Origin of the sequence: Pseudomonas sp. GL93 (assembly GCF_003408955.1) — a bacterium.
In the GTDB taxonomy this organism is placed as follows: domain Bacteria; phylum Pseudomonadota; class Gammaproteobacteria; order Pseudomonadales; family Pseudomonadaceae; genus Aquipseudomonas; species Aquipseudomonas paracarnis.
Window position 1 is genome coordinate 320,201 of the sequence record NZ_NKRF01000002.1, and the last position, 21,986, is coordinate 342,186.

Annotated in this window: 20 protein-coding genes; 13 read left to right on the plus strand and 7 right to left on the minus strand. The window is 57.7% G+C overall.

Annotated elements, in window-relative coordinates:
- Positions 1-23: 23 nt before the first annotated feature.
- Positions 24-863 carry a cache domain-containing protein gene (locus tag CER19_RS01585; protein WP_116665142.1) on the plus strand — a complete coding sequence of 280 codons (840 nt, stop codon included), beginning with the start codon at positions 24-26 and terminating at the stop codon, positions 861-863.
- Between the two features lie 163 nt (positions 864-1,026).
- Here the strand turns inward: CER19_RS01585 and CER19_RS01590 are convergent, their stop codons facing one another.
- Together CER19_RS01590 and pobA are read right to left on the minus strand one after the other, a co-directional pair.
- Positions 1,027-2,544, minus strand: coding sequence for an MDR family MFS transporter (locus tag CER19_RS01590; RefSeq protein WP_116665143.1), 1,518 nt, complete (start codon positions 2,542-2,544; stop codon positions 1,027-1,029).
- Positions 2,545-2,610: 66 nt separating this feature from the next.
- Positions 2,611-3,804, minus strand: a complete 1,194-nt coding sequence (gene pobA, locus CER19_RS01595) for a 4-hydroxybenzoate 3-monooxygenase (RefSeq protein WP_116665144.1) — start codon at positions 3,802-3,804, stop codon at positions 2,611-2,613.
- A gap of 180 nt (positions 3,805-3,984) precedes the next feature.
- Here pobA and CER19_RS01600 point away from each other — a divergent pair, with 180 nt between their 5' ends.
- Positions 3,985-4,860, plus strand: coding sequence for a helix-turn-helix domain-containing protein (locus tag CER19_RS01600; RefSeq protein WP_014717471.1), 876 nt, complete (start codon positions 3,985-3,987; stop codon positions 4,858-4,860).
- Here the strand turns inward: CER19_RS01600 and CER19_RS01605 are convergent.
- Entirely contained in the window at positions 4,853-5,032 is a 180-nt protein-coding gene (locus CER19_RS01605; RefSeq protein WP_003189580.1) for a hypothetical protein, read from the minus strand. The two genes, CER19_RS01600 and CER19_RS01605, sit on opposite strands and share 8 nt — an antisense overlap.
- Before the next feature lie 100 nt (positions 5,033-5,132).
- A complete protein-coding gene (locus CER19_RS01610) occupies positions 5,133-6,038 on the minus strand; it encodes a LysR family transcriptional regulator (RefSeq protein ID WP_044273488.1) in 906 nt (301 codons plus the stop codon).
- 105 nt (positions 6,039-6,143) lie between these two features.
- Here CER19_RS01610 and CER19_RS01615 point away from each other — a divergent pair, with 105 nt between their 5' ends.
- Entirely contained in the window at positions 6,144-7,010 is an 867-nt protein-coding gene (locus CER19_RS01615; protein WP_116665145.1) for an MBL fold metallo-hydrolase, read from the plus strand.
- A gap of 34 nt (positions 7,011-7,044) precedes the next feature.
- A complete protein-coding gene (locus CER19_RS01620; RefSeq protein ID WP_116665146.1) occupies positions 7,045-7,659 on the plus strand; it encodes an NAD(P)-dependent oxidoreductase in 615 nt (204 codons plus the stop codon).
- Positions 7,660-7,806: 147 nt separating this feature from the next.
- Here CER19_RS01620 and CER19_RS01625 read toward each other — a convergent pair whose 3' ends face one another.
- Complete coding sequence (locus tag CER19_RS01625) at positions 7,807-8,676, minus strand: LysR substrate-binding domain-containing protein (protein WP_116665147.1); 870 nt, start codon at positions 8,674-8,676, stop codon at positions 7,807-7,809.
- 111 nt (positions 8,677-8,787) lie between these two features.
- Here CER19_RS01625 and CER19_RS01630 point away from each other — a divergent pair, with 111 nt between their 5' ends.
- From CER19_RS01630 to CER19_RS01640, 3 genes are all read left to right on the plus strand, one after another.
- A complete protein-coding gene (locus tag CER19_RS01630; protein WP_116665148.1) occupies positions 8,788-10,410 on the plus strand; it encodes a 5-guanidino-2-oxopentanoate decarboxylase in 1,623 nt (540 codons plus the stop codon).
- Positions 10,411-10,624: 214 nt separating this feature from the next.
- Complete coding sequence (locus CER19_RS01635; RefSeq protein ID WP_116665149.1) at positions 10,625-11,812, plus strand: cyanate transporter; 1,188 nt, start codon at positions 10,625-10,627, stop codon at positions 11,810-11,812.
- A gap of 137 nt (positions 11,813-11,949) precedes the next feature.
- Positions 11,950-12,885, plus strand: coding sequence for a LysR family transcriptional regulator (locus tag CER19_RS01640; protein WP_116665150.1), 936 nt, complete (start codon positions 11,950-11,952; stop codon positions 12,883-12,885).
- 32 nt (positions 12,886-12,917) lie between these two features.
- Here CER19_RS01640 and CER19_RS01645 read toward each other — a convergent pair whose 3' ends face one another.
- Entirely contained in the window at positions 12,918-13,877 is a 960-nt protein-coding gene (locus CER19_RS01645) for a LysR substrate-binding domain-containing protein (protein WP_116665151.1), read from the minus strand.
- A gap of 278 nt (positions 13,878-14,155) precedes the next feature.
- On the opposite strand from CER19_RS01645, the gene CER19_RS01650 reads away from it, so the two are divergent.
- From CER19_RS01650 to CER19_RS01675, 6 genes are all read left to right on the plus strand, one after another.
- Entirely contained in the window at positions 14,156-15,115 is a 960-nt protein-coding gene (locus tag CER19_RS01650) for an isopenicillin N synthase family oxygenase (RefSeq protein ID WP_116665152.1), read from the plus strand.
- Between the two features lie 14 nt (positions 15,116-15,129).
- Positions 15,130-15,666: a hypothetical protein gene (locus tag CER19_RS01655; protein WP_116665153.1), complete on the plus strand. Its 537-nt coding sequence runs from the start codon at positions 15,130-15,132 to the stop codon at positions 15,664-15,666.
- Between the two features lie 181 nt (positions 15,667-15,847).
- The gene (locus CER19_RS01660) at positions 15,848-16,918 is read left to right on the plus strand and encodes a fatty acid desaturase (RefSeq protein WP_116665154.1); all 1,071 of its coding nucleotides are present in this window, start codon (positions 15,848-15,850) and stop codon (positions 16,916-16,918) included.
- Positions 16,919-17,059: 141 nt separating this feature from the next.
- Positions 17,060-18,079 (plus strand): TauD/TfdA family dioxygenase, encoded by a 1,020-nt coding sequence (locus CER19_RS01665; protein ID WP_116665155.1) that lies wholly within the window; start codon positions 17,060-17,062, stop codon positions 18,077-18,079.
- An 18-nt stretch (positions 18,080-18,097) separates the two neighbouring features.
- Positions 18,098-19,282, plus strand: a complete 1,185-nt coding sequence (locus CER19_RS01670; protein WP_116665156.1) for an amidohydrolase family protein — start codon at positions 18,098-18,100, stop codon at positions 19,280-19,282.
- A 41-nt stretch (positions 19,283-19,323) separates the two neighbouring features.
- Entirely contained in the window at positions 19,324-20,280 is a 957-nt protein-coding gene (locus CER19_RS01675) for a hypothetical protein (RefSeq protein ID WP_056791696.1), read from the plus strand.
- A gap of 474 nt (positions 20,281-20,754) precedes the next feature.
- Here CER19_RS01675 and CER19_RS01685 read toward each other — a convergent pair whose 3' ends face one another.
- Positions 20,755-21,681, minus strand: coding sequence for a LysR substrate-binding domain-containing protein (locus tag CER19_RS01685; RefSeq protein WP_003189553.1), 927 nt, complete (start codon positions 21,679-21,681; stop codon positions 20,755-20,757).
- Positions 21,682-21,986 lie beyond the last annotated feature (305 nt).

The following is a 21,986-nucleotide window of genomic DNA, read 5'->3' on the forward strand; positions in this document are numbered from 1 at the left end:
CAACAAGAACGAGGGACGGGTCAATGAAGAGACTGCTCCGATTCACCTGGCTGCTGCTGTTGTGTTGCAGCCAGGTGCATGCCGCCACGGCACAGGAAGCGGATGCCCAAGCCGCCAAGGCCCTGCTGGAAAAGGCCTTGGCGTACTACCACAAGCAAGGTGACAAAGCGTTCGCCGCCTTCAGCCGTCAGGGCGAGTTTATCGACCAGGACCGTTATGTGTTTGTGGTCAATACCCAAGGCGTGCTGTTGGCCAGTGGCGGGCCCTCCTCCGCGCTGATCGGTCGCGACGTGTCCGAGGTACTCGGGCCCGACCTGCAAGCCTCGTTCAAACAAGCCTTGAGCGTGCCGGAAGGCCAGGGTATCCAGCAGGCTGACTATCGCTGGCAGAACTGGAATGACGGCAAGGTCGAACATAAGCACGTGTTTTATCAGCGGGTGGGCGAACGCATCCTGGCGGTCGGTTATTACTTGCCGCGCGCCACGCCGGAACAGGCACGGGCGCTGCGCAACAAGGCGGTGGAGGCGTTGGTCAAGGATGAAACCGGCACGCTCAAGGCGATCAACTCCTTGCAGGGCGGCTTCCTGCAAGATGATCTCTACGTGTTCGTGGTGGACCTGAACACGCGGCGCTACGTCGCCCATGGCACCAACCTGCGCCTGATCAACACCGATTTTGCCAAGATCAAGGACCCGGATGGCAAACCGGTGGGTGTGCCGATCCTCAAGATGATGGCCGAGCAGGACCAGGGCGAATACAAATACCGCTGGAAAAACCCGGTGACGGGCAAGGTCGAGAACAAGCACGCCTATGTGCGCAAGAGCGGGCATTTCATGGTTGCGGTGGGGTATTACAGCCCCTGATCCAAGATGTGAACTGCAATAAAACGGTGGGCGGGGGCAGCGCTTTTTTGTAGGAGCGAGCTTGCTCGCGAAAAACTCAAAGGCGCCGCGTTTACTCAGAAAGCCCGCGTTATCGTTGATATTTTTCGCGAGCAAGCTCGCTCCTACAGTGGGCGATTAACCGTTATTGGGCTTTGTCTTCACGACCGCGCAGTACCCGGTTGGGCATCGCTATCGCAGCCGCCAACCCCAGCAGCGACACCGCCGCACTCACCATCAGCAAATGCCGAAACGTCACCGCCAACTCGCCGCGCAGGGCATCCTGCGCCGGGCCGGGTGCGGCGTTGAGGCCGTCAAGCAGCACGTTGCCAGAACTGCCTTCGGCCATCAGTGCGCCGCTCGTCAAATGGGCGAAACTGGAATCGTGCAACAGCGCCAGCAGCAACGCCGACATACAGGCCACCCCCACTGCCCCGCCCAGGGAGCGAAACAGGTTGGTGGTGCTGGTGGCCACGCCGATATCCCGTTGCTCCACCGAGTTCTGCGTACCCACCAACGAGGTCGGGAACTGCATACCGGCGGCGATGCCGCACAACAGCATGAATACGCTGGTGAGCACCACCGCCTGGGGCGCGCTGTAGGCCATGCCGAGAATCGCCAGCGGGCTCAACACCGCGCCGCTGAGGATCATCGGTTTATAACGACCGGTAACCGAGGTCATGCGCCCGGCGAAATACGCGCCCATTGGCAAGCCCATCGCCAAGGGCAGCAAGTGCAGGGCCGCGCTGTCGGCACCGGCGCCGGTCACGGTCTGGTAACGCAGGGGCATCAGCACCGTCAGGGAAATCGCCTGGAAGCTGGTGACGAAAATCGTGCACCAGCACAACACCGCACTGCGGTTGGCAAACAAGTGCATGGGCAGCAGCGGTTCGCGCGCGCGGCGTTCGTGCCACACAAACGCGCTTAACGCCAGCAGTGCGCAGGCCAGCAACCCCAGCACTTGATCGTCACGCCACGAATGGCCCTGGCCGATTTCGGTGATGCCCAGCAACAAGGCGGTCAGGCCGATGATCATCAGCACCGTGCCGAGGTAATCGATGATGGGCTTGCGCTGCGGCACCGGCAGCCCCACCAGGGTGCGGTGGGCCACGTACCAGGCGCCGGCACCCAGCGGCAGGTTGATCAAAAACACCCAGCGCCACGACAGGTACTCGGTCATATAGCCGCCCAGCACCGGCCCGGCCACGCTGGCCACCGCATACATGCTGCTGAAATACCCCTGATAACGTCCCCGTTCGCGAGGAGGAATGATGTCGCCAATGATCGCCTGGCTCACCGAGACCATCCCGCCAGCGCCGATGCCCTGCAGAACCCGCGCCAGCACCAGTTGTTCCATGCTTTGCGCCAGGCCGCAAAACAGCGACGCCAGGGTGAACACGCCCATGCCGATGAGCATCATGGGCCGGCGCCCATACAGGTCACCCAGCTTGCCGTAGATCGGCACCGCCACGGTCATCGCCACCATGTAGCCGGAGATCACCCAGGCCAGCAGGTTGACGTCATGGAACTGTGCGGAAATGGCCGGCATGGACACGGCGACAATAGTCTGGTCCAGGGCACCCAGGAAGATCGCCATCATCAGCGCGACCAGGATACTGCGCACGGCGGGGACGGTTGGAGCGGGCTGATTGAGGTGAGTCACGGCAGAACCTTCGAGCAGGGCCCACAGGCAACGGTCACCGGTGGGAATGCTCGATACGATAGCAGGCTATTCGATAGGCTCGTAAGGAAGGCCGACGTAATTTTCTGCGATGGTTTTGCGCCCGGCCTGAGAGTGAATGAAATAGTCCAGTTCGCTCTCGGCAATGCGCTGGCTGAAGGCGTCCGCCTGGGGAAACTGATGCAGCATCGAGGTCATCCACCAGGAAAACCGCTCGGCTTTCCACACCCGGCGCAGGCAGATTGCCGAGTATTTTTCCAGCAAGTCCAGGCGCCCTTCGCGGTACACCTTGAGCAAGATGCGGAACAAGGTGCTCACATCACTGGCCGCCAGGTTCAAGCCCTTGGCACCGGTGGGCGGCACAATGTGCGCGGCATCGCCGAGCAGGAACAGGCGCCCGTACTGCATGGGTTCCACCACAAAGCTGCGCAGCGGCGCGATGCTTTTCTCGATCGACGGGCCGGTCACCAATTGTTCAGCCAATGCGCCGGGCAGGCGGTTTTTCAGCTCGTCCCAGAAACGCTCATCCGACCAGTCTTCCAGCTTTTCTTCGAGCGGCACTTGCAGGTAGTAACGGCTGCGGATCGGCGACCGCATGCTGCACAGCGCAAAACCCCGCGCATGTTTGGCGTACACCAGTTCGGCATGTACCGGCGGCGTGTCGGCCAGCACGCCCAGCCAGCCGAAGGGATAGACGCGTTCGAACACCTTCAGCGCTTGCGCCGGTATCGACTGGCGGGCCACGCCATGGAAACCGTCGCAGCCGGCAATGTAGTCGCACTCCAGGCGGTAGGCTTGGCCTTCATGCTCAAAGGTCAGCCACGGCTGTTCACTTTTCAGGTCATGGGGTTGAACATTGGAGGCTTCGTACAGGGTGATGGCACCGGCGGCTGCGCGGGCGGCCATCAGGTCGCGGGTGACCTCGGTCTGGCCGTAGATCATCACCGACTGGCCGCCGGTCAAGGCCTTGAGGTCGATGGAGGTGAGTTGGCCATTGAGGACAATGTCAAACCCGTCGTGCACCAAACCTTCGGTGTCCATGCGTTGGCTGACCCCGGCTTCGCGCAGCAGGTCGACCATGCCCTGTTCCAACACACCGGCGCGGATACGGCCTTGCACGTAATCGGCGCTCTGACGCTCTAGAACAAGGGTTTGGATGCCAGCATTGTGCAACAGCTGGCCGAGCAGCAATCCGGAAGGACCGGCGCCAATAATGGCGACTTGAGTGTTAAGGGTTTTCATTATTTTTATGGCCTTCAAGCTTCACGCGAACGTATGGAGTGAAAGAGTTGTCATTGGTCTTGTGGCTGACATTTTTCACTTGAGCGAGCCGCATAAGAAGGTGAAAACTGCGTCAAAACCTGTGCTTTTCGCCAATCGGGGCGATTACCGAACCATTATCCTGAGTATCGGATTGAAACCATGACCAAAACCGCGATTCCGGTCTTCAAGCTTTACGGGGAAAGCCAGCAGTGGCCGACTCCCGATTTGTTGCACTGCGAAACCATTTCCCGGCGCAGTCGGGAATACCAGTGGGAAATCCAGCCCCACCGGCACGCGGACCTGTGCCAGTTGCTGTATGTGCACAAAGGCCAGGCACAGCTGGAAATCGAAGGCCAGCGCACCACGCTTAACGAGTCGAGCCTGCAAGTGCTACCACCGCTGTGCGTGCATGGCTTTCGTTTTTCCGAGGATGTGGAAGGGTTTGTGGTAACGCTTTCGGCGCCGCTGGTCAGCCACTTGCAGGCGCAACTGGGCTCTACCGTCGATGGCCTGCACACACTCGGCAGCTACCCGGCGGGCAAGGACAGCGACTACTTGAACAGCCTGTTCGTACGCTTGCAGGACGAATACGCCGATGACCAACCGGCACGGGACATGATGCTGCACGCCCTGGTCAGCGTGTTATTGGTGTGGGTCAGCCGCCAGGCGATCCAGCGCCGCCACCCACGCGCACCGCGGGGTCGTGAGTACTTTCGGCGGTTTACGCAACTGGTCGAACAGCATTACCGCGAACACCCCAAGATTGAAGACCTGGCCCACAAGCTGGGCATCTCGGTCTCACACTTGAACGGGACGTGTCGGGAGTTGGGTGGGCAACCGGCGTTGCAGATCATGCATGACCGCCAGTTGCTGGAAGCCAAGCGCCTGCTGACCTACACCAGCATGACCATCAACGAGATGTCCGAGGTGCTGGGCTTTTCCGACCCCACCAACTTCTCACGGCTGTTTCGCCGCAGAGTCGGGTTCTCACCCAAGGCGTTTCGTGAACAACTGAAGGCAGAGCAGCCTACCTGAGCGCACTGAAACTGCCGGTGCGGGGAACGCATTGGTCCTGATGGCAACTGATGGCGAACGCCGCCGGCTGCATGCGTGTTTGCTCGACGCGGTAGGCGGCAGTCCCATACAGCGCTGTCGCCAATGCGCAGAGGGTGAAAATCGTCAGGTACTTTCTGGTTTTGATGCTCATGGCACAGACCTCTGAACGGATCTACAGGGTGCTGTTTAAAGCATAGGTCAGTCAGGGCAACTTGCCATGATGCGCTGCCATTCAGCGCGCTTATTTCACCTCAGAGTCCTACGTCCCACACCGGCTCTTCGGGGAAGCGCAGCACCAGGAAATCCAGGAGGCTGCGCAGCGCCGAGGGCATGTGTTTGCGTGAGGCGTACACCGCATAGATATTCATTTGTCGTGGCTCGGCGTGCGGCAGCAAGCGCACCAACTCCCCACTGCGAATCAGCTCACCGGCCTGATAACTGGGCAGCATCGCCACCCCTGCCCCGGCCAGCGTCACGCGCATTAACGTGCTGGCTTCGTTGGCCGTGATATTGCCGTGGACCGGCACCGACACGTGCTCTCCGTTTTCTTCGAAATGCCACAGGCTCTTGCCGAAGTAAGAGTGGGTCAGGCAATTGTGCCGGGCCAGGTCTTCGACTTTCTGCGGCGCCGGATGCTCGCGCAGATAAGCCGGTGTGGCGCACACCACCGAGCGACATACGGTCAGGCGCCGGGCGATCAGGTTGGGGTCCAGATCGTTGCTGGTGCGGATCGCCAGGTCAATGCGCTCGTCCACCAGGTTCACCGTGCGATCGAGCATCTGCAAATCCACCGTCACCAACGGGTAGCGCTTGACGTACTCGGCAATCGCCGCGCCCAGCTGCGCCTGGCCGAACGAGGTGCTGACGCTCAGGCGCAACAGACCTCGGGGCGCATCATCGGGCTCGCTGACGGCGGCCTGCATATCCCCACACAAATCCAACAATTGCCGGCAACGCGGTAGCGTTTCACCCCCGGCGGCGGTGAGGCTGAGCTTGCGCGTGGTGCGGTGCAGCAGGCGTGCGCCCACCCAGTCTTCCAGCTCGGCCAGGTAGCGCGAGACCACCGGGCGCGACAGGTCAAGGTGGTCGGCCGCGGCGGATTGGCTGCCCAGGTCCACCACGGTGACAAACACGCGCATTGCTTGAAGACGATCCATGATTTGCCCGCTTTTAGAAACAAACTATGTCCCAGCATCGCATTTTTTGTCGCGTTTTATGCAACTAAGCTCTGTGCATCCCTTACCGATGGCAGGAGCTGCCCGATGTTCTCGACCTTCAAACGCTTGACCCTGGCCACCGCCGCCCTGGCCTTCGCTGCCCACGCAGCGGCGGCAGAGCTGAAACTGGACGTGTACAACCCAGGCGAAGCCGCGATCTTCCCGGTCAGCTCGGTGCTGGTGAGCGGCGAGAAAGACGCGATCCTGGTGGATGCGCAATTCGGCAAAGGCCAAGCCGAGCAGCTGGTGCAGAAGATCCGCGCCAGCGGCAAGCACCTGACCACCATCTACATCAGCCATGGCGACCCGGATTACTACTTCGGCCTCGACACCCTGACCACCGCTTTCCCCGACGCCAAGGTGCTGGCGCCGCAGCCGGTGGTCGACCATATCAACGCCACCGTCGCCGACAAGCTGGCCTTCTGGGGCCCGAAAATGGGCGCGGACAAACCGGCCAAGACCCTTGTACCGCAGGTACTTAAAGGCCATAGCCTGACCCTGGAAGGACAGCAGCTTGAAGTGGTGGGCCTCGACGGCCCGCAGCCGGATCGCAGCTTTGTGTGGATCCCATCGATCAAGGCCGTGGTCGGTGGTGTCGTGGTCGCTGAAAATATCCACGTGTGGATGGCCGATACCCAGAGCGCGCAATCCCATCAAGACTGGTTGGCTACCCTCAAGCGCATTGAAGACCTGAAACCGAACACCGTGGTGCCGGGCCATTACCTGGGCACGCCGTCGCTGGCCTCGGTCAAGTTCACTGCCGATTACATCAAGGCCTTCGACCTCGAAACCGCCAAGGCCAAGGATTCCGCCGCCCTGATTGCGGCCATGAAAAAACGTTACCCCACCCTTGCCGACGAAAGCTCGCTGGAACTGAGCGCCAAAGTCGCCAAGGGCGAAATGAAGTGGTAATTGGCTTTAAACCTTAACCCTGTTGGAGAACATCATGAGCAAGATCGCAATCATTGGTGCCACCGGCCGTGCCGGTAGCCAACTGCTGGAAGAAGCGCTGCGTCGCGGGCATACCGTGACCGCCATCGCCCGCAATACCGACAAGCTGGCTGTGCGTCCTGGCGTTACGGTCAAACAGGTTGATGCCCTGGATGCCGAAGCCTTGCAACACGCCATCAGCGGCAGCGACGTGGTGCTCAGCGCCGCGCACTTCGCCACCCTCCCCGCCAGCGCCGTGATCGGCCCGGTGAAGAAGGCCGGGGTGAAACGTCTGTTGGTGGTCGGCGGCGCCGGTTCACTGCTGTTGCCCGGTGGCGGGCGCGTGATCGACAGCGAAGGGTTCCCGGCTGAATACAAAGCTGAAGCCAGTGCCGGAGCTGACTTCCTGGAGACGCTGCGCCAGGAAAAGGACCTGGATTGGACCTTCCTGTCGCCATCGGCCCTGTTCGACGGCACCGAGCGCACCGGCAAATTCCGCCTGGGCAAGGATGAGCTGCTGATGGACAGTGACGGCAATAGCTCGATCAGTTTTGCCGACTTCGCCATCGCCATGCTGGATGAAGTGGAAACACCGAAGCACTCGCGCCAGCGCTTTACGGTCGGTTACTGACCCAACGCTGGCTTGCCTTTTTTGTAGGAGCGAGCTTGCTCGCGAAAAACTCACAGGCGCCGCGTTCATTCAGGAAGTAGGCGTTATCGTTGACGTTTTTCGCGAGCAAGCTCGCTCCTACCTAGGGCGATGTACGGGCAAGCCAGCTCACGCACTGGCTTCCCTGACCAACCAATCCATCAGCTCGACCAACCCAGCCGACGGTTCCTTCCCCGGCGGATACACCAGGTAATAGCCCATCCCCGTCGACACCCGCAGTTCAAACGGCATTGCCAACCGCCCGGCCTTCAGATCCTCGCCAATCAGCGCACTGTCGCCCATCGCCACCCCGGTGCCCTGGGACGCTACGGTCATTGCCAAGTCCAAGGTTTCGAAGTGATGCCGTTGGATGGGATCGCTCAAGCGGGTATTGGCAGCCTTGAGCCACAACGCCCAGTCGCGCTCGTCCCGTGTCGGGTGCAGCAGCAGGTGATGCTGCAAATCCTGCGGCGTATGCAGACTACCCAGCAACCCAGGCACGCAGACCGGTGTCAGGCGCTCGTCGAACAGATGCCGCGCCTCGGCCGACTGCTCGGCGATGGGCCCGTAGATCACCGCCGCGTCAAACTGTTCGCGACGAAAGTCGACGTTATAGGCCACCGTCGTGGTGAGCTCCACCGGCACATCCGGGCGCTCTTTTTGCCAGTGCAGCAAGCGCGGCAACAGCCAGCGCATCACGCAGGTGGACGCTTTGAGCTGCAAGGTTCGGCGCCGGTCACCGATGTGTTCCACCGCGTCAGCGAGCAAGCCAAACACCTGTTGCGCGCACGCCAACCATTCGCGCCCCTCCTCCGTCAGGCTCAAGCCCCGCGCCTGGCGCTGAAACAAGGCATAGCCCAACTGGCTTTCCAACCCGGCCACCTGCCGGCTCACCGCGCCCTGGGTGATGTGCAGGTGTTCGGCGGCGCGGGTGAAGTTGCAGCACTGGGCCGTGACCCAGAAGGTGTGCAACGCGGGTAAAGGTGGGAGACGTTTCATTGGGGCGCAGCCATGACCGGAGGACATGGCAAGTATGACTTTTTATCCATTGTTGCCGCCACCGGCCAACCGCTCCAATAGCGCTTCGACCCCATCACAAGAGCGACCTGTATGGCGACCTGCGGCGAAGTATTGGTGCACCTCCTGGAACGCTACGGCGTGGACCACGTATTCGGCATTCCCGGCGTACACACCGTGGAGCTGTACCGGGGCTTGGCGCGCTCCAGTATTCGGCATGTCACCCCGCGCCACGAACAGGGCGCCGGCTTCATGGCCGACGGCTATGCGCGCACCCGTGGCAAGCCCGGCGTGTGCTTTATCATCACAGGCCCCGGCATGACCAATATCACCACAGCCATGGGCCAGGCCTATGCCGACTCGATCCCGATGCTGGTGATTTCCAGCGTGCAGGCACGCAGCCAGTTGGGCGGCGGGCGCGGCAAGTTGCACGAGCTGCCAAACCAGAGCGCGCTGGTGGCCGGGGTGGCAGCGTTCTCCCATACCTTGATGTCAGCGGCCGAACTGCCCGCCGTGCTGGCGCGGGCATTCGCGTTGTTCCAGGCCGGTCGGCGGCGCCCGGTGCATATCGAGATCCCCCTGGATGTGTTGGTGGAAAATGCCGACGCGTTGCTGGGCAGCACGCCTGTCAGCGTCGCCCGCGCTGGCGCGGCACCGGCGGCCGTGCAGCAGATGAGCCAGAGGCTGGCTGCGGCCAAGCGCCCGCCGATCCTGGCCGGTGGCGGCGCCATTGACGCCGCCGCCGAACTGACCCACCTCGCAGAAGCCCTCGGCGCGCCCGTGGCCCTGACCATTAACGCCAAGGGCCTGTTGCCCGCCGCGCACCCGCTGCTGATCGGCTCCACGCAAACACTGCTCGCCACCCGTGCCTTGGTGGCTGAAGCTGACGTGGTGCTGGCGATCGGCACGGAGTTGGCGGAGACCGACTACGACGTCACCTTCGCCGGTGGTTTCAACATTCCCGGTACGCTGCTGCGCATCGACATCGACCCGGACCAGGCCGTACGCAATTACCCACCCCAAGTGGCACTGGTGGCCGACGCACGCATCGCCACCCAGGCCCTGCTCACCGAAATCAACCGCCAGCCGCTGGCGCCGCGCACTACCGACTGGGGCACAGCACGCGTCGCCCGTTTGTGGGCGGAGCTGGAACCAACGTGGGACGCTGCGACGCGTGCGCAAACCCGGTTTCTCAACGCCGTTCTGGAGGAACTGCCCGGCGTAGTGTTCGTGGGCGACTCCACTCAACCGGTGTACAGCGGCAACCTGACCCTGAACCTCGACCACCCGCGCCGCTGGTTCAACGCCTCTACCGGTTACGGCACCCTGGGTTATGCCCTGCCCGCCGCCATGGGTGCCTGGCTCGGGCGCGGCGATGGCCAACCGGTGGTGTGCCTGATCGGCGACGGCGGTTTGCAATTCACCCTGCCGGAACTGGCCAGCGCAGTGGAGGCCCGTACACCGGTGATCGTGCTGCTGTGGAATAACCAGGGTTATGAAGAGATCAAGAAGTACATGGTCAACCGTGACATCGAGCCGGTGGGTGTGGACATCTACACGCCGGACTTTATCGGTGTGGCCAAGGCTCTGGGCTGCGCGGCACAAAGCGTCCATGGCATTGAAGGGTTGCGCACTGCTTTACGTGCCGCCGCTGATCGCCAGGGGCCGACGCTGCTTGAAATCGACCAGGCGCAGTGGGAGTTGACGAGTCTGTAATCCCGGCCTGACAGCCAACCCATATCTCCCCGACGCCCCGCGATCAAATTGTGGGAGCGGGCTTGCTCGCGAAGGCGGCCTGACAGCCGACGCCCACTGCGCGCTTACCTCACCACTCGGCATCCGCATTTTTTCAATAGCCCCTGCGACTTTCTGATTTGCCCCGCTGCACGCTCCATGGCCTGATTCGCCCTTGTTCATTCAAGGCAGGCCCATGGAAAACGTTCAGACAAAATCCACCACCGCCGTATGGCTGATGATCAGCGTGGTGCTCGTCGCCCTCAATTTGCGTCCGTCGATGGCGGCCGTGGGGCCTTTATTGGCGTCGATTCGCGCGGATGTGCCGCTCAGTTTCAGCAGCGCCGCCTTACTGACCATGTTGCCAGTCATGGCCATGGGCCTGGCGATGTTCTTTGGCATGGGCCTGGCCAAGCGCGTGGGCGAGCATCGCAGCATTGTGGCGTCGCTGCTGGTGATTGGGCTGGCGACTGTGTCGCGGCTGTTCCTGGATTCGGCACTGGAGCTGATCGTGAGTGCCATTGCGGCGGGTGTCGGCATTGCGCTGATCCAGGCGTTGATGCCGGCGCTGATCAAGTCCCGGTTCAGCGCCAATGTCTCGTTATTCATGGGCCTGTATGTCACCGCGATCATGGGCGGCGCGGCCCTGGCTGCTTCGTTCTCGCCGTTGGTGCAAACCCAGACCGGCAGCTGGCGTATCGGTCTGGCGATCTGGGCGATGCTGGCGTTGTTGGCCCTGGTGTTCTGGTATGCACAGCGTTCGGCCCTGCCGCCATTGCCTCAAGCCGGTTCGGGGCCCCAGGAGGCATTTTTCAGCAACCGTCGTGCCTGGTTGCTGGCGGTCTTTTTCGGCCTCGGTACCGCATCCTACACCTGTGTGCTGGCGTGGCTGGCGCCGTACTACGTCGAGCAGGGTTGGAGTGAACAGAATGCGGGCTTGCTGCTGGGTTTCTTGACCGCCATGGAGGTGATCTCCGGCCTGGTCAGCCCGGCCATCGCCAACCGCCGCCAAGATAAACGCGGCGTGGTGGCGGTGCTGCTGGTGCTGATCATCCTGGGGTTCTGCGGCCTCATTCTCAGCCCCCAACACTGGAGCCTGTTGTGGCCCTGCCTGCTCGGCCTGGGAATTGGCGGCCTGTTCCCGATGAGCCTGATCCTGTCCCTGGACCACCTCGACAACCCGCGCCGTGCCGGTGGCCTTACCGCGTTTGTGCAGGGCATCGGTTATCTGATCGCCGGCCTGTCGCCACTGATCGCCGGCATGATCCGCGACCAGTTGGGCAGCTTCGAATGGGCCTGGTGGTCGTTAATGGCAGTGAGCGGGCTGATGCTGCTGATCGTGATGCGTTTCAACCCGGCGCATTACGCACGGCATATCCGCTGACGTCGTATTACAAACATTTTTTGTCCCACACAAAACATTGAAGGGTCCTACAGAGCTTTCTATTGGTACGAGCGTTCCGTTAACATTTTGCTCAGTCTTGTACTGAGTTCGGTACAAAGGGTTTACGGACGAAACCGATGCTAAACAGTAACTTGCTCAGAAAGCTTGATATGCAGGATTTGATGGTGTTTATCGCCGTCTACGACCAGAGCAGCGTTACCGAGGTGTCTGAAACGCTGTTCGTCAGCCAGTCCACCGTGAGCTATAGCCTGAAGAAGCTGCGCACCAGCTTTGAAGATGAGCTGTTTATCAACACCCGCGCAGGCATGCGTCCTACGTACAAGGCCACCACCATGTACGAGCATGTGCAGAAGATTCTGGAAAGCATCAACCTGTGCCACGCCGGTGGCCAGGCGTTCGACCCGACCCAACAGGCGGTAACCTTCAACGTGTGTGCGCCGGAATATTTCGAACAGTTGATCCTGCCGCGCCTGTTGAAGCGCTTCGACCATGCCGACCTGCCGGTGATCGTCAACGTGCAGAAGCTGGAAACCGACATCCCCGCCGACGACCTGCGTGAAGGTCGCCTGGACCTGGTGATCTGCTTCGGCCCGCACTTTCACCGCGCCCATAAAGACTTCAAGACCCAGATGCTGTTGGAGGACGATTTGGTCTGCGTGTGCGACCAACGCTCGGCGCCCAGGGAGCCGGCGTTCAGCCTGCAATCCTTCGTTGAGCGGCGCCACGTATTCCCCACGCCGTGGACCTCCGACACCAATATGATCGACGGCTGGCTCGCCCGCCAGGCGCGCAAGCGCCAGGTGATCGCGCGGGCCAACAGCTACAGCGCGGCATTGAAGATGATTGCCGGCACCGACTTTATCGTCACCCTGCCCCGCCGCGTGCAAAAGTTGCTGGCGCCAGCGCCGGCATTCGGTGTTTGCGAAGCACCTAACGGTTTGCCGGGGTTCACCCTGGATATGCAATGGAATGAAACCAGTGGGCAGGACAGCGCCAATACCTGGTTTCGGGAACAAGTGGTGAAGGTGTGTGCGGATCAGGGTTTGTTGTAGGAACGCGCCTGCTCAAGCTCTCCACACCCTAATCAAATAGCCAGTGACGTTCGGCGCTTAGTGACAGCCTGCGACGCGTCATCCCGAGCGACAGGGTAATCGGTATGGCAGGCGGCTATCACTTTGACCATCCAGGCCAGAAACTGCTTTACGGCACCTGAACGCTCACGCCCCGGCACGCACACGGCTGAAAACTGCGCGCCCGGAATCTTGATGTCGGGTCTGTAAGGAATCAGCAATCCATTCGCAACATAGTCTGCCGCCAAGACCGTGCTCGCCAGCGTCAAGCCATGCCCCGCAATAGCGGCCTGGAGCGCAAAATGCTCATCGTTGTATTCACGATAGACCGCGTTTGATAGCCAACTCTCATGATTCGCAGCCGCGCACCAGGACGCCCAACTAATTGAAGCGGGCGATGCCGTAGCCCAACGTATATTTATAAGTTTCAACGAAGCTTCAGCTTCTTCTTGCTTCCAATGGGCGTGGGAGAAAACACCAAACTGTTCGCGCATAAGCGCGTGGCTGTACAAGTCTGGAAAATCGCGAAACCCACAACGAATAGCTAAATCAACAGATGAGTCACGAAACAAATCCACCACTTCATTACTGGTTTCAACACTGACATGAATGTCTGGATGTTCACTATAAAATTTCGCCAGCCGAGGAATCAACCATAAAGACGCAAATGCCGGCGTGGTAGAAACTCGGAGTGTGTTGGAGTCGGCGGGGGGCTTGAGCAACGACATACTACTGCTTATATCCAAAAAAGAAAGATGCACCTTTGAATATAGCCTCTCACCGTTCGCAGTGAGTTGAACACCATGAGGCGTGCGTACAAAAAGCATACTGCCCAATAAGTTTTCAAGTGTTTTTATTTGTTGTGATACTGCCGCCGGGGTGACAAACAACTCCGCGGAGGCTGCTTTAAACCCACCGAGTCTTGCGGCAGATTCAAATGCACGAATGGCTGTCAACGGCAATTTTGCGAACATTAATCAATCCCCCTTCCATGGTAAAAAAACTAAGCCAGGCTTACTTTATCTGATTTGCCTTCGCTTTCATAGAAGTGAATTCTAGGCTACGCCACCTAGCCTGTAACAGGAGGCGCGCCGATCGAGAATGTCGAGTGCTTACTGAAAGCGTTTGCGGGTTGACGGAATTCCTTAGTCTAAATAAATGACACTGGCCTATATACGGTCTATCCCTGAGTGCAGTTCAGCATTCATGGAGTAGGTCTCGTTGCGCCTTTTTTAGAGCAAATGGTGCATCCATGGAAAAGAACATACCTATCATTGACGTCGGTAGTTTGACGCAGGGCGCAGAGATATCACCACGTCTAATAAAGGAGATCGACAACGCGTGCAGGGAGGTCGGATTCTTCACCGTCGTCAATCACGGTGTAGATGACACGCTTATTTCAACTGTCTTCTCTCAAATACAATCGTTTTTCGACCTGCCTGTTCAGGCCAAGGAGAAAATCGAAATTCATAAATCTCCCTATATGCGTGGCTACTTTAGCGAAGGCGCTGATAAGTCGGATGGCATATTGGGCGATGTCAAAGAGGGTTTTGACATGGCAGCGGACTTGTCGCTTGACGACGAGTTCGTAAAAGCCAAATTACCTTTTTACGGCCCCAATGTATGGCCAGAGGAGTTGCCCGACTTCAAGCTTGCGATGACGGAATATCACTCGCAAATGCTCACGTTCGGAAAAAAACTGCTTAACGTGTTTGCCCTTGCGCTGAATATGCCGATCGATTACTTCGATGATAAATTCAAGAAGCCGATGGCACAATTGAGAGTCCTGCGTTATCCCTCCACTCAATACACGCAGGGAGCGCCGATGGGTGCTGGAGAGCATACAGACTTCGGCTGGATAACTATGATCTCGGAAAGTGCCACTGGGGGGTTGGAGGTACAGAGTGCTCACGGCACCTGGATCAAAGTCAAACCCATCCCAAATGCCTTTGTCGTCAATGTCGGAGATCTAATGTCTCGCTGGACGAATGACCGTTACAAGGCAACGCTGCATCGAGTGATAAATACCTCTGGCAAATTACGTCACTCGGCGGCCTTTTTTATGGATCCAGACTACACCGCCAAAGTGGAGTGCCTGCCCAGCTGTTGCGCAGAGGGCAGTCCTGCGAAATACAGAGCGATCATAGCGGGTGAGTACATGGACCAGAGGTTCTTGGAAACCACCACATTTCGTGAACTTGAACCCAACTAGTAGGAGCATTGAACGTGCTAGGTAAAGAATACACATTCTATCTATCAGCGATCGTAGCGATACTGGGCACCGTGGGCTATCACATGCTCATGAAGAAAATACCGTCTACGATCAACCCCTTGGTTTCAATTGTCAGTATTTATGTGGCGATCGTTATCCTGTCCACCTTGATGTTGCCGTTTTTTTTGGGCAGTGGAACGTTACTCGCGGGCTTGAAGCAAATGACCTGGCTTCAGGGAGGCATCGCGTTTTGCATCTTAATGATGGAAATCGGCTTCTTGATGATGTATCGCAGTGGCTGGGACCTCAGCACGGGCAATATCGTTACCGGCGCCATTATCAATATTGCGCTCGGCTTCATCGGGGTATTTCTGCTTAAAGAAGGACTCTCCTATTTAAACATTGCCGGTGTTTTATTGTGCATCGTCGGCGTGATACTGATCGGCTACAAATCCAGTAGCGGCGATCAACCCTCGGGCGCGGATACTCACGCTACGGTCTCGCTAGTGCCGCCTTCACTGGCGCCAGAAGCAACAGCAAAAGAACCCTAGCCATCCGTACACCTGCACTACATCTTTGGCATTGTGTGCGCACACATATTCGAACCCCGCCGTGAGTTCCACATGCGCACGGAAGTGATCACGCCTGCCCAGGCTTGATCCGCTGTTCAATGCTAGCCCCCACACCAGGTCAATAAGCGTTTCGGTGAATTTTGCTCTTGAAGGTGATGAGATGTCTTTACTGTATGCTGATAATTATCTGCGCGCCATCAAAGACGCCAACGTGAAAACCCTGCTTATTTCAATAGCTAAAGAGCGAAAACTATTGCCATCGGTGGTGATACTAAGTGTGATAGCAACCTTCACTGTATGGGGCATATTCCTGGCATATACTCAACAGATCGTTGCGGCACTCGGTGCGATTATCTTAATTGCCCTTGCGAAAATCTGGTCCTGGTACCTGAGCCACGATTGCGCGCACAATTCTGTTTTCAAGTCGAAGAAAGTCAATGCTGTCGTCGGAGAGCTGCTGTCTTTCCTTAACGGCCTTTCTTTCTTTTCATTTGAAGCCTATAGAAAAGATCATGTTCGCCATCATGCCGAAAAAATTGATATTGGTGGGTTCGATAGTGGTCACTTTGCTGTCGCTCATCCAAGGCTGTTTAGTGCGATCATTGTTGCAGAAAAAATATACCTTCCCGCCTTCTACTATTTGATCAAGCTTACCAATATTTACGCTGTGATATTTAGTGGCAGCAGGCGCGAGGTTGCAAGGGGTATTGGAAGCCTGTGCATTTACGTTGTAGCCTTCGCTACGTTTGCCCGGTTCTCCCTGATGGTTGTGCTGGTATGGCAAGCCTCCTCCTTCCTGAGGATACACATCGTACGATTCGTCGACTGTTTTCAGCATTCTTTCCAGCAGGTGTATACGCAAGGAGAAAAGCTAACCCATGGAAAACACTACGAAATCAAAAACACCTTCTCCGTACCGGTGGCAAGAAAGTTTACCTTCCTCAATCTGATTATTTTGAATTTTGGTTACCACGCGGCCCACCACTGCTTTCCAACGTGCCCTTGGTATATGTTGCCACAACTTGAAGCCGCAATAATCAATCAGTTGAGGCTTTACGGAGTATCTGACACAAGAGAAGAAAGCACGCCATTCTTCAACTTCTTGACTGCCTATCATCGTGGGCGATTATCAAGAATCATCAGCACCGATGAAGGACAACCCTATGATGCTGATGGCCAATTTAACACCCATCATTTCACCGGTGCGTACACAGATAAGCTCTTAGGTTGAGTCACCCACTCAGGTCGGGCCTTATCAATGTTTTGAAACTGTCAGATCGTGGTTAAGGAGACCCCACCTCGGCGCTTGAAAGTCGTAATTTACTTATAACTTAACTCATGACAAATCAATCAGATCTTTAAAGGAGTGCGTGTGGACGATTCATGTGCAGACGCCAACAGCTTCTGGCTGACGGCCGTTGAAAAAGAGAGTATTCGGGACGCGCTCATAGACATTTGTTACGAGCCAACGGGAGGGCGAGACTACATTCACCTCATTCGCATGACCGCTTATCAAAAGTTTCCCGCGCGACTTCTAAAAAAGCTTGAATCACTTAAAGATGACGATGCTTCTTATTGTGTATTTGAGAATTTTCCGATTGATGACACATTTGGCAGCCCGCAAGGCGACGCTAATAGCTTGAACTTCAAAAGTGGTTACCTTTCTGAAAATGTGCTGGTTGCCCTGGGCAGTTTGATAGCGGAGCCCTACTCCATCAAGCATGAGGGGCCAAAACTGGTCAATGACTTGGTACCGCATCCGGAGGCCGTAGGCGAGTATACCGGCAACGGTTCGGACCTGGAGTTGGACCTGCACACCGAAAATGCCTTTCAGGCTTATGACTCCCGTGGAGACACCTCGCCGCTGGCTCTTTTGCTTCTCGGCGTTCGCGGTGACCCTGCCGGGGTGGGCCCGAAAACCTGGGTTGCCGATGCGAGGGAAGCCCTTCAGGTTCTGGAACAGGCCGATATTGAAATCCTATATGGCAAACATTTCATCATTCGTCAGCCCTACCGCTGGAGGAACAGTACCGCAGGCGCGAAAGAAACTCATGTATACCCAATTCTGAGCGGCCCGCTGACTCACCCTAGAGTCACTGCCGCGTTTTACCCGGACATGGTAATTGCCGCTGATCACGAAGCACAAAATACCCTGTTGAGGTTTTACAACGCGCTTAAAAGCGTAGCGCGGCCGCTGGACATTCAACCTGGCAAGTTGGTGTACATCAACAATCGTTTCATGCTCCATTCGCGTGATAAGTTCACCCCCAGTTTCGATCCAGAGGGGCATGCATATCGTTGGATCCAGCGTTTATTCATCACTAACAACTTGTGGAACTTTCGTTCATTCCACAAGTGTGGTGCGCGGATCTTCGAACCCGTTACTCGATGATATAAAGAGATAAATAAAATGTCGAACCATACGCCCTATACGTCAATCATTCATAATATAGGCACTTTCCTCACGGGTGATCTCGCGACTCCACTCATTACAGCGGATACCCTCGTCAGTGTTGATGGAATCATCACCTACGTTGGTCAGGCAGTAGATGTAGATTTTTCACACGCAGACCTGCTGATTGACGCCAAACAGAGCACGGTCATGCCAGGCTTGATCGACAACCACACTCACCCGACCCTGGGTGAGTACAGCCCGCGCTCTGGCAACCACAATTGGATCTGGCACTCCTTGCAGGGCGGCGTGACGACCATGATCTCTGCCGGGGAAGTGCACGTTCCGGGGCTACCGACCGACAGGGTCGGTACTATCGCCATGGCAATCGCAGCGCAACGCTCTTTCTCCAACGCACGCCCTAGCGGAATAAAAATGGAAGCCGGCGCGCCACTGCTCAACGACGAATTTTCGGATCAGGACTTCGCCGAAATGGTTGCGCAAGGCATCAACCAACTGGGAGAGGTCGGGATAGGCCCTGTCAAGTCAGTCAGTCGTGCAGCTGAATTGGTCAAAATGGCTCGCAAACACGGCATGACCTCGATTACCCACACGGGCGGCCCTTCAATTTCTACCTCCCAGAGCATGGGCGCAGAAGAGATCCTTGAAATTGCGCCCGATATCATCGGGCATATCAATGGCGGCTATACCGCACTGGCACCAAGCCAAATCAGATGCCTGTGTGAAGGCTGTCTGGGTGCCTTGGAAATCGTACATAACGGGAACGAGTTCGCGGCGGTCACCACCCTGAATTACGCACGAGAAATGAACCAGCTGGATCGCATCGTCATTGGCACAGATTCTCCTGCCGGATGTGGGGTTCCCGCGCTTGGCATGCTCAGGGCAATTGCCTTGCTCAGTAGTTTCGGCGACGTACCACCGGAAAAGGCCGTCTGCTTCGCAACGGGTAACACCGCCAAGGTGCGAAAGTTGAATCGCGGGATTCTGGGCGTCGGAAGAGAAGCCGACATTCTGATCGCCTGCGGGCCTTTGGGAGGAGCGCAACCCAGCGTACTTGGAAGTTTCAGCAGTGGTGACCTTCCAAGTATTACCTCGATTCTGATCGATGGGCGCCTGGTCGTGAGACAATCCAGGAACTCGCCACCGCCATCTGTCACACCTGAAATAACTCAGCGTACCTAATAGCAGCGTCCCGAAAGGGACGTCGCCTCGAGAGCACTCATATGCATAGAATTCTGCCCGAAATTACGCGCAGAGGGCCTACCGTACTCGCATGCGGTTGCGCAATTGGATTGGCTATTCCCTATCTTGCAGACTTGGCGAGGCCGTTGCTCCCCGTCATGGTTTTCATATTTGTCCTGGGCACTCTCCTGCGTATTAACAACGCTGAAGTCATCACGGCAGCAAGAAACTTGAAAATATCCCTGATATTTCCAGCCCTGATGGTGGTGGCTTGCCCTTATATTTTTGGAATGCTTTCGCTTTATCTCACCGGCAATCAAGAACTCTCCCTTGCGATAGCCATCGCTGTTGCCGCCCCGCCCGCCAGCGGAAATGCAGCCGTCGCGAGAATGCTCGGGCTTGACCCTTCCATGTCGTTGGTGACTGCACTCTGCTCAATGGCAATTATCCCTGTCACCGCTCCGCTGATACTCCACCTATTCGCTGATGGCCTTTCACTCTCCTTGAACCCTGTTGATCTGGCGATCAGACTGGCCGTGTTGATAGGAGGCGCCGAAGGCGCTGCTATTTTGATACGTCGTTTTTCGCACACCTTCGTCGCCACGCACGGCCTGGCTATTGACGGTATTGTCGTCATCGCGCTTTTCCTCTTTGCAGTAGGCACGATGGCGGGCATGCAGCAGGTAATTCTGGAGACCCCTTCGCTGGCCATCTCAATGATCGCTATCGCCTACTGCATCAACGTCTGCCTGCAACTCCTCATGGGCTGTTTATATCCCGGGTCATTGATCTCCAAGTTCACCATGGCCCTCAACGGTGGCAATAGAAATGTTGGTCTATTATGGTCTGCTCTTGGTGTCAGCTTATCGCCCACAATGGCGTTGTATTTTGCATGCTGCCAACTGCCTATTCACACCATGCCGAAGATACTGCAGTTTGTTTTACCCAAAATTGAAAGCTATTTGAACAAACTGGTTTTAAGCAAGCATCGAATCTGAGCTATTACCGTCTGGAACTGCATAAAAATGATACTCACGCCAGAAACTATCAGGCAGATTGCCGAACGCTCTTCGCTGGAGTCTACTGCCTGCTCTTGTGTTCGGGGCTTGTCGCAGGGGTGGGAAACCTTACCCAAAACACTCGAGGCGAGCAGCCTATTGCGCTTCATAGGCGAAATCTCGACCGATAGGGCACATGAACTCAGTCTTGAGGAATACCACCCGAACGGTACCCATTTCTGGTCTGAAGACGCGCCTATCTGCTTTGATTTCTTTCCTTATAATATTTCAAGCATCTGGGGCTGTAAGTGTTGCTCGCGAGCATTCCTCAGGTTTACAGAAGCAGGCGCCTATCACTCCGAGCAACGCATCCGTATTTTGCGTGCGTCGCTGATTAACAACCCCATTCAAGAAGAGCACGTTAAGGATTAGCCGTTCTTGAGCCGCCCCCTGCCCATAGCACGGATATAAGCCTCAGGCTTTATTCGCTACCAACCCGCGATCACTCATGAATGCCTCCAGCCGCGAGCGCATCCAGCGTTCCGCCGGGTCGGTGTCGACATGGCTGAGCCACACCATCGACAAATCCAGGGTCGGGGTTTCGAACGGGAACGGCTCGCAGAACAGGTTCCCGCTGGCGGCCATGGCCTGGGCGGTGTAATCCGGCAGGCTGGCGATCATGTCGGTGCCGGCAAGCAAGGCCGGCAACGAGCTGTATTGCGGCACCGAGAGCACTACATGGCGTTTGCGGCCCACCTCTGCCAGCCACTCATCGGCAAACCCGGCGACGTTGGCGGTGTGGGACACCAGCACGTGGGGCCGTGCGCAATATTCGTCGAGGGTCAGCGGTGTGTCCGAGGCATCGGCGCGCAGCAGGCACGGGCGGATGTGCCGCAACAGCTTGCGCTTGGCATTGGCAGGCAACCCACGGGTCTGGGTGATGCCGACGGTAATATCGCCGGAAGCCAACAGGTCGGGAATACGCCAGTAGTCCACATGCTGCACCACAAACACCACCTGCGGCGCCTCCTGGCGCAAGGCGCGCAGCAAGGGTGGCAGCAGGCCGAACTCCACGTCATCGGACAGGCCGATACGGAAAGTCATGGTGCTGATGGACGGGTCGAAATCATGGGTCAGGCTCAGGGCCGAAGACAGCGAGTCCAGGGCTGGCGACAGGTGCTGGATGATCTCCTCGGCGCGCGCCGTAGGCTCCATGCGATGGCCGACACGAATAAACAGTGGGTCGTTGAACAGGGTACGCAGGCGGTTGAGGGCCGAGCTGATGGTCGGTTGGCCGAGAAACAGCTTCTCCGCCACCCGCGTCACATTGCGCTCGAGCATCAGTGCTTCGAAGACTACCATCAGGTTGATGTCGGCCTTGCGTAATTCATTGCGATTCATCGGCGCCTGCCCCTTTGCCCAAGACAAGCGGCAGTTTAGGAAGGCTGCGGGGCTGCGTCTATGTGCGTACTGATCAATAAGCGGGTTGGGGACGGTAAATCTGCGTGTGAAGGTTGCCGCTGCGCATAAAAATGTGGGAGCGGGCTTGCTCGCGAAGGCGGTGGATCAGGCCACCGGGCCGTCGGGTGGTCGACCCCATTCGCGAGCAAGCCCGCTCCCACAGCTGAGCCGCGGTTATCCCCGCAGCCTAGGCTTTGGGGGCGGCCCCTGGCGCGTCTCGCGAAGCTCCATTGCCTCTGCCCGGG

What these genes read in the sequence shown, in the direction of transcription:
- CER19_RS01670 (WP_116665156.1), top strand. Translation starts at nt 18,098, where the DNA reads ATGTCGAACCATACGCCCTATACGTCAATCATTCATAATATAGGCACT.
- CER19_RS01685 (WP_003189553.1), bottom strand. Translation starts at nt 21,681, where the DNA reads ATGAATCGCAATGAATTACGCAAGGCCGACATCAACCTGATGGTAGTC.
- CER19_RS01615 (WP_116665145.1), top strand. Translation starts at nt 6,144, where the DNA reads ATGTTCTCGACCTTCAAACGCTTGACCCTGGCCACCGCCGCCCTGGCC.
- CER19_RS01660 (WP_116665154.1), top strand. Translation starts at nt 15,848, where the DNA reads ATGTCTTTACTGTATGCTGATAATTATCTGCGCGCCATCAAAGACGCC.
- CER19_RS01645 (WP_116665151.1), bottom strand. Translation starts at nt 13,877, where the DNA reads ATGTTCGCAAAATTGCCGTTGACAGCCATTCGTGCATTTGAATCTGCC.
- CER19_RS01640 (WP_116665150.1), top strand. Translation starts at nt 11,950, where the DNA reads ATGCTAAACAGTAACTTGCTCAGAAAGCTTGATATGCAGGATTTGATG.
- pobA (WP_116665144.1), bottom strand. Translation starts at nt 3,804, where the DNA reads ATGAAAACCCTTAACACTCAAGTCGCCATTATTGGCGCCGGTCCTTCC.
- CER19_RS01625 (WP_116665147.1), bottom strand. Translation starts at nt 8,676, where the DNA reads ATGAAACGTCTCCCACCTTTACCCGCGTTGCACACCTTCTGGGTCACG.
- CER19_RS01600 (WP_014717471.1), top strand. Translation starts at nt 3,985, where the DNA reads ATGACCAAAACCGCGATTCCGGTCTTCAAGCTTTACGGGGAAAGCCAG.
- CER19_RS01675 (WP_056791696.1), top strand. Translation starts at nt 19,324, where the DNA reads ATGCATAGAATTCTGCCCGAAATTACGCGCAGAGGGCCTACCGTACTC.
- CER19_RS01610 (WP_044273488.1), bottom strand. Translation starts at nt 6,038, where the DNA reads ATGGATCGTCTTCAAGCAATGCGCGTGTTTGTCACCGTGGTGGACCTG.
- CER19_RS01605 (WP_003189580.1), bottom strand. Translation starts at nt 5,032, where the DNA reads ATGAGCATCAAAACCAGAAAGTACCTGACGATTTTCACCCTCTGCGCA.
- CER19_RS01585 (WP_116665142.1), top strand. Translation starts at nt 24, where the DNA reads ATGAAGAGACTGCTCCGATTCACCTGGCTGCTGCTGTTGTGTTGCAGC.
- CER19_RS01630 (WP_116665148.1), top strand. Translation starts at nt 8,788, where the DNA reads ATGGCGACCTGCGGCGAAGTATTGGTGCACCTCCTGGAACGCTACGGC.
- CER19_RS01650 (WP_116665152.1), top strand. Translation starts at nt 14,156, where the DNA reads ATGGAAAAGAACATACCTATCATTGACGTCGGTAGTTTGACGCAGGGC.
- CER19_RS01620 (WP_116665146.1), top strand. Translation starts at nt 7,045, where the DNA reads ATGAGCAAGATCGCAATCATTGGTGCCACCGGCCGTGCCGGTAGCCAA.
- CER19_RS01635 (WP_116665149.1), top strand. Translation starts at nt 10,625, where the DNA reads ATGGAAAACGTTCAGACAAAATCCACCACCGCCGTATGGCTGATGATC.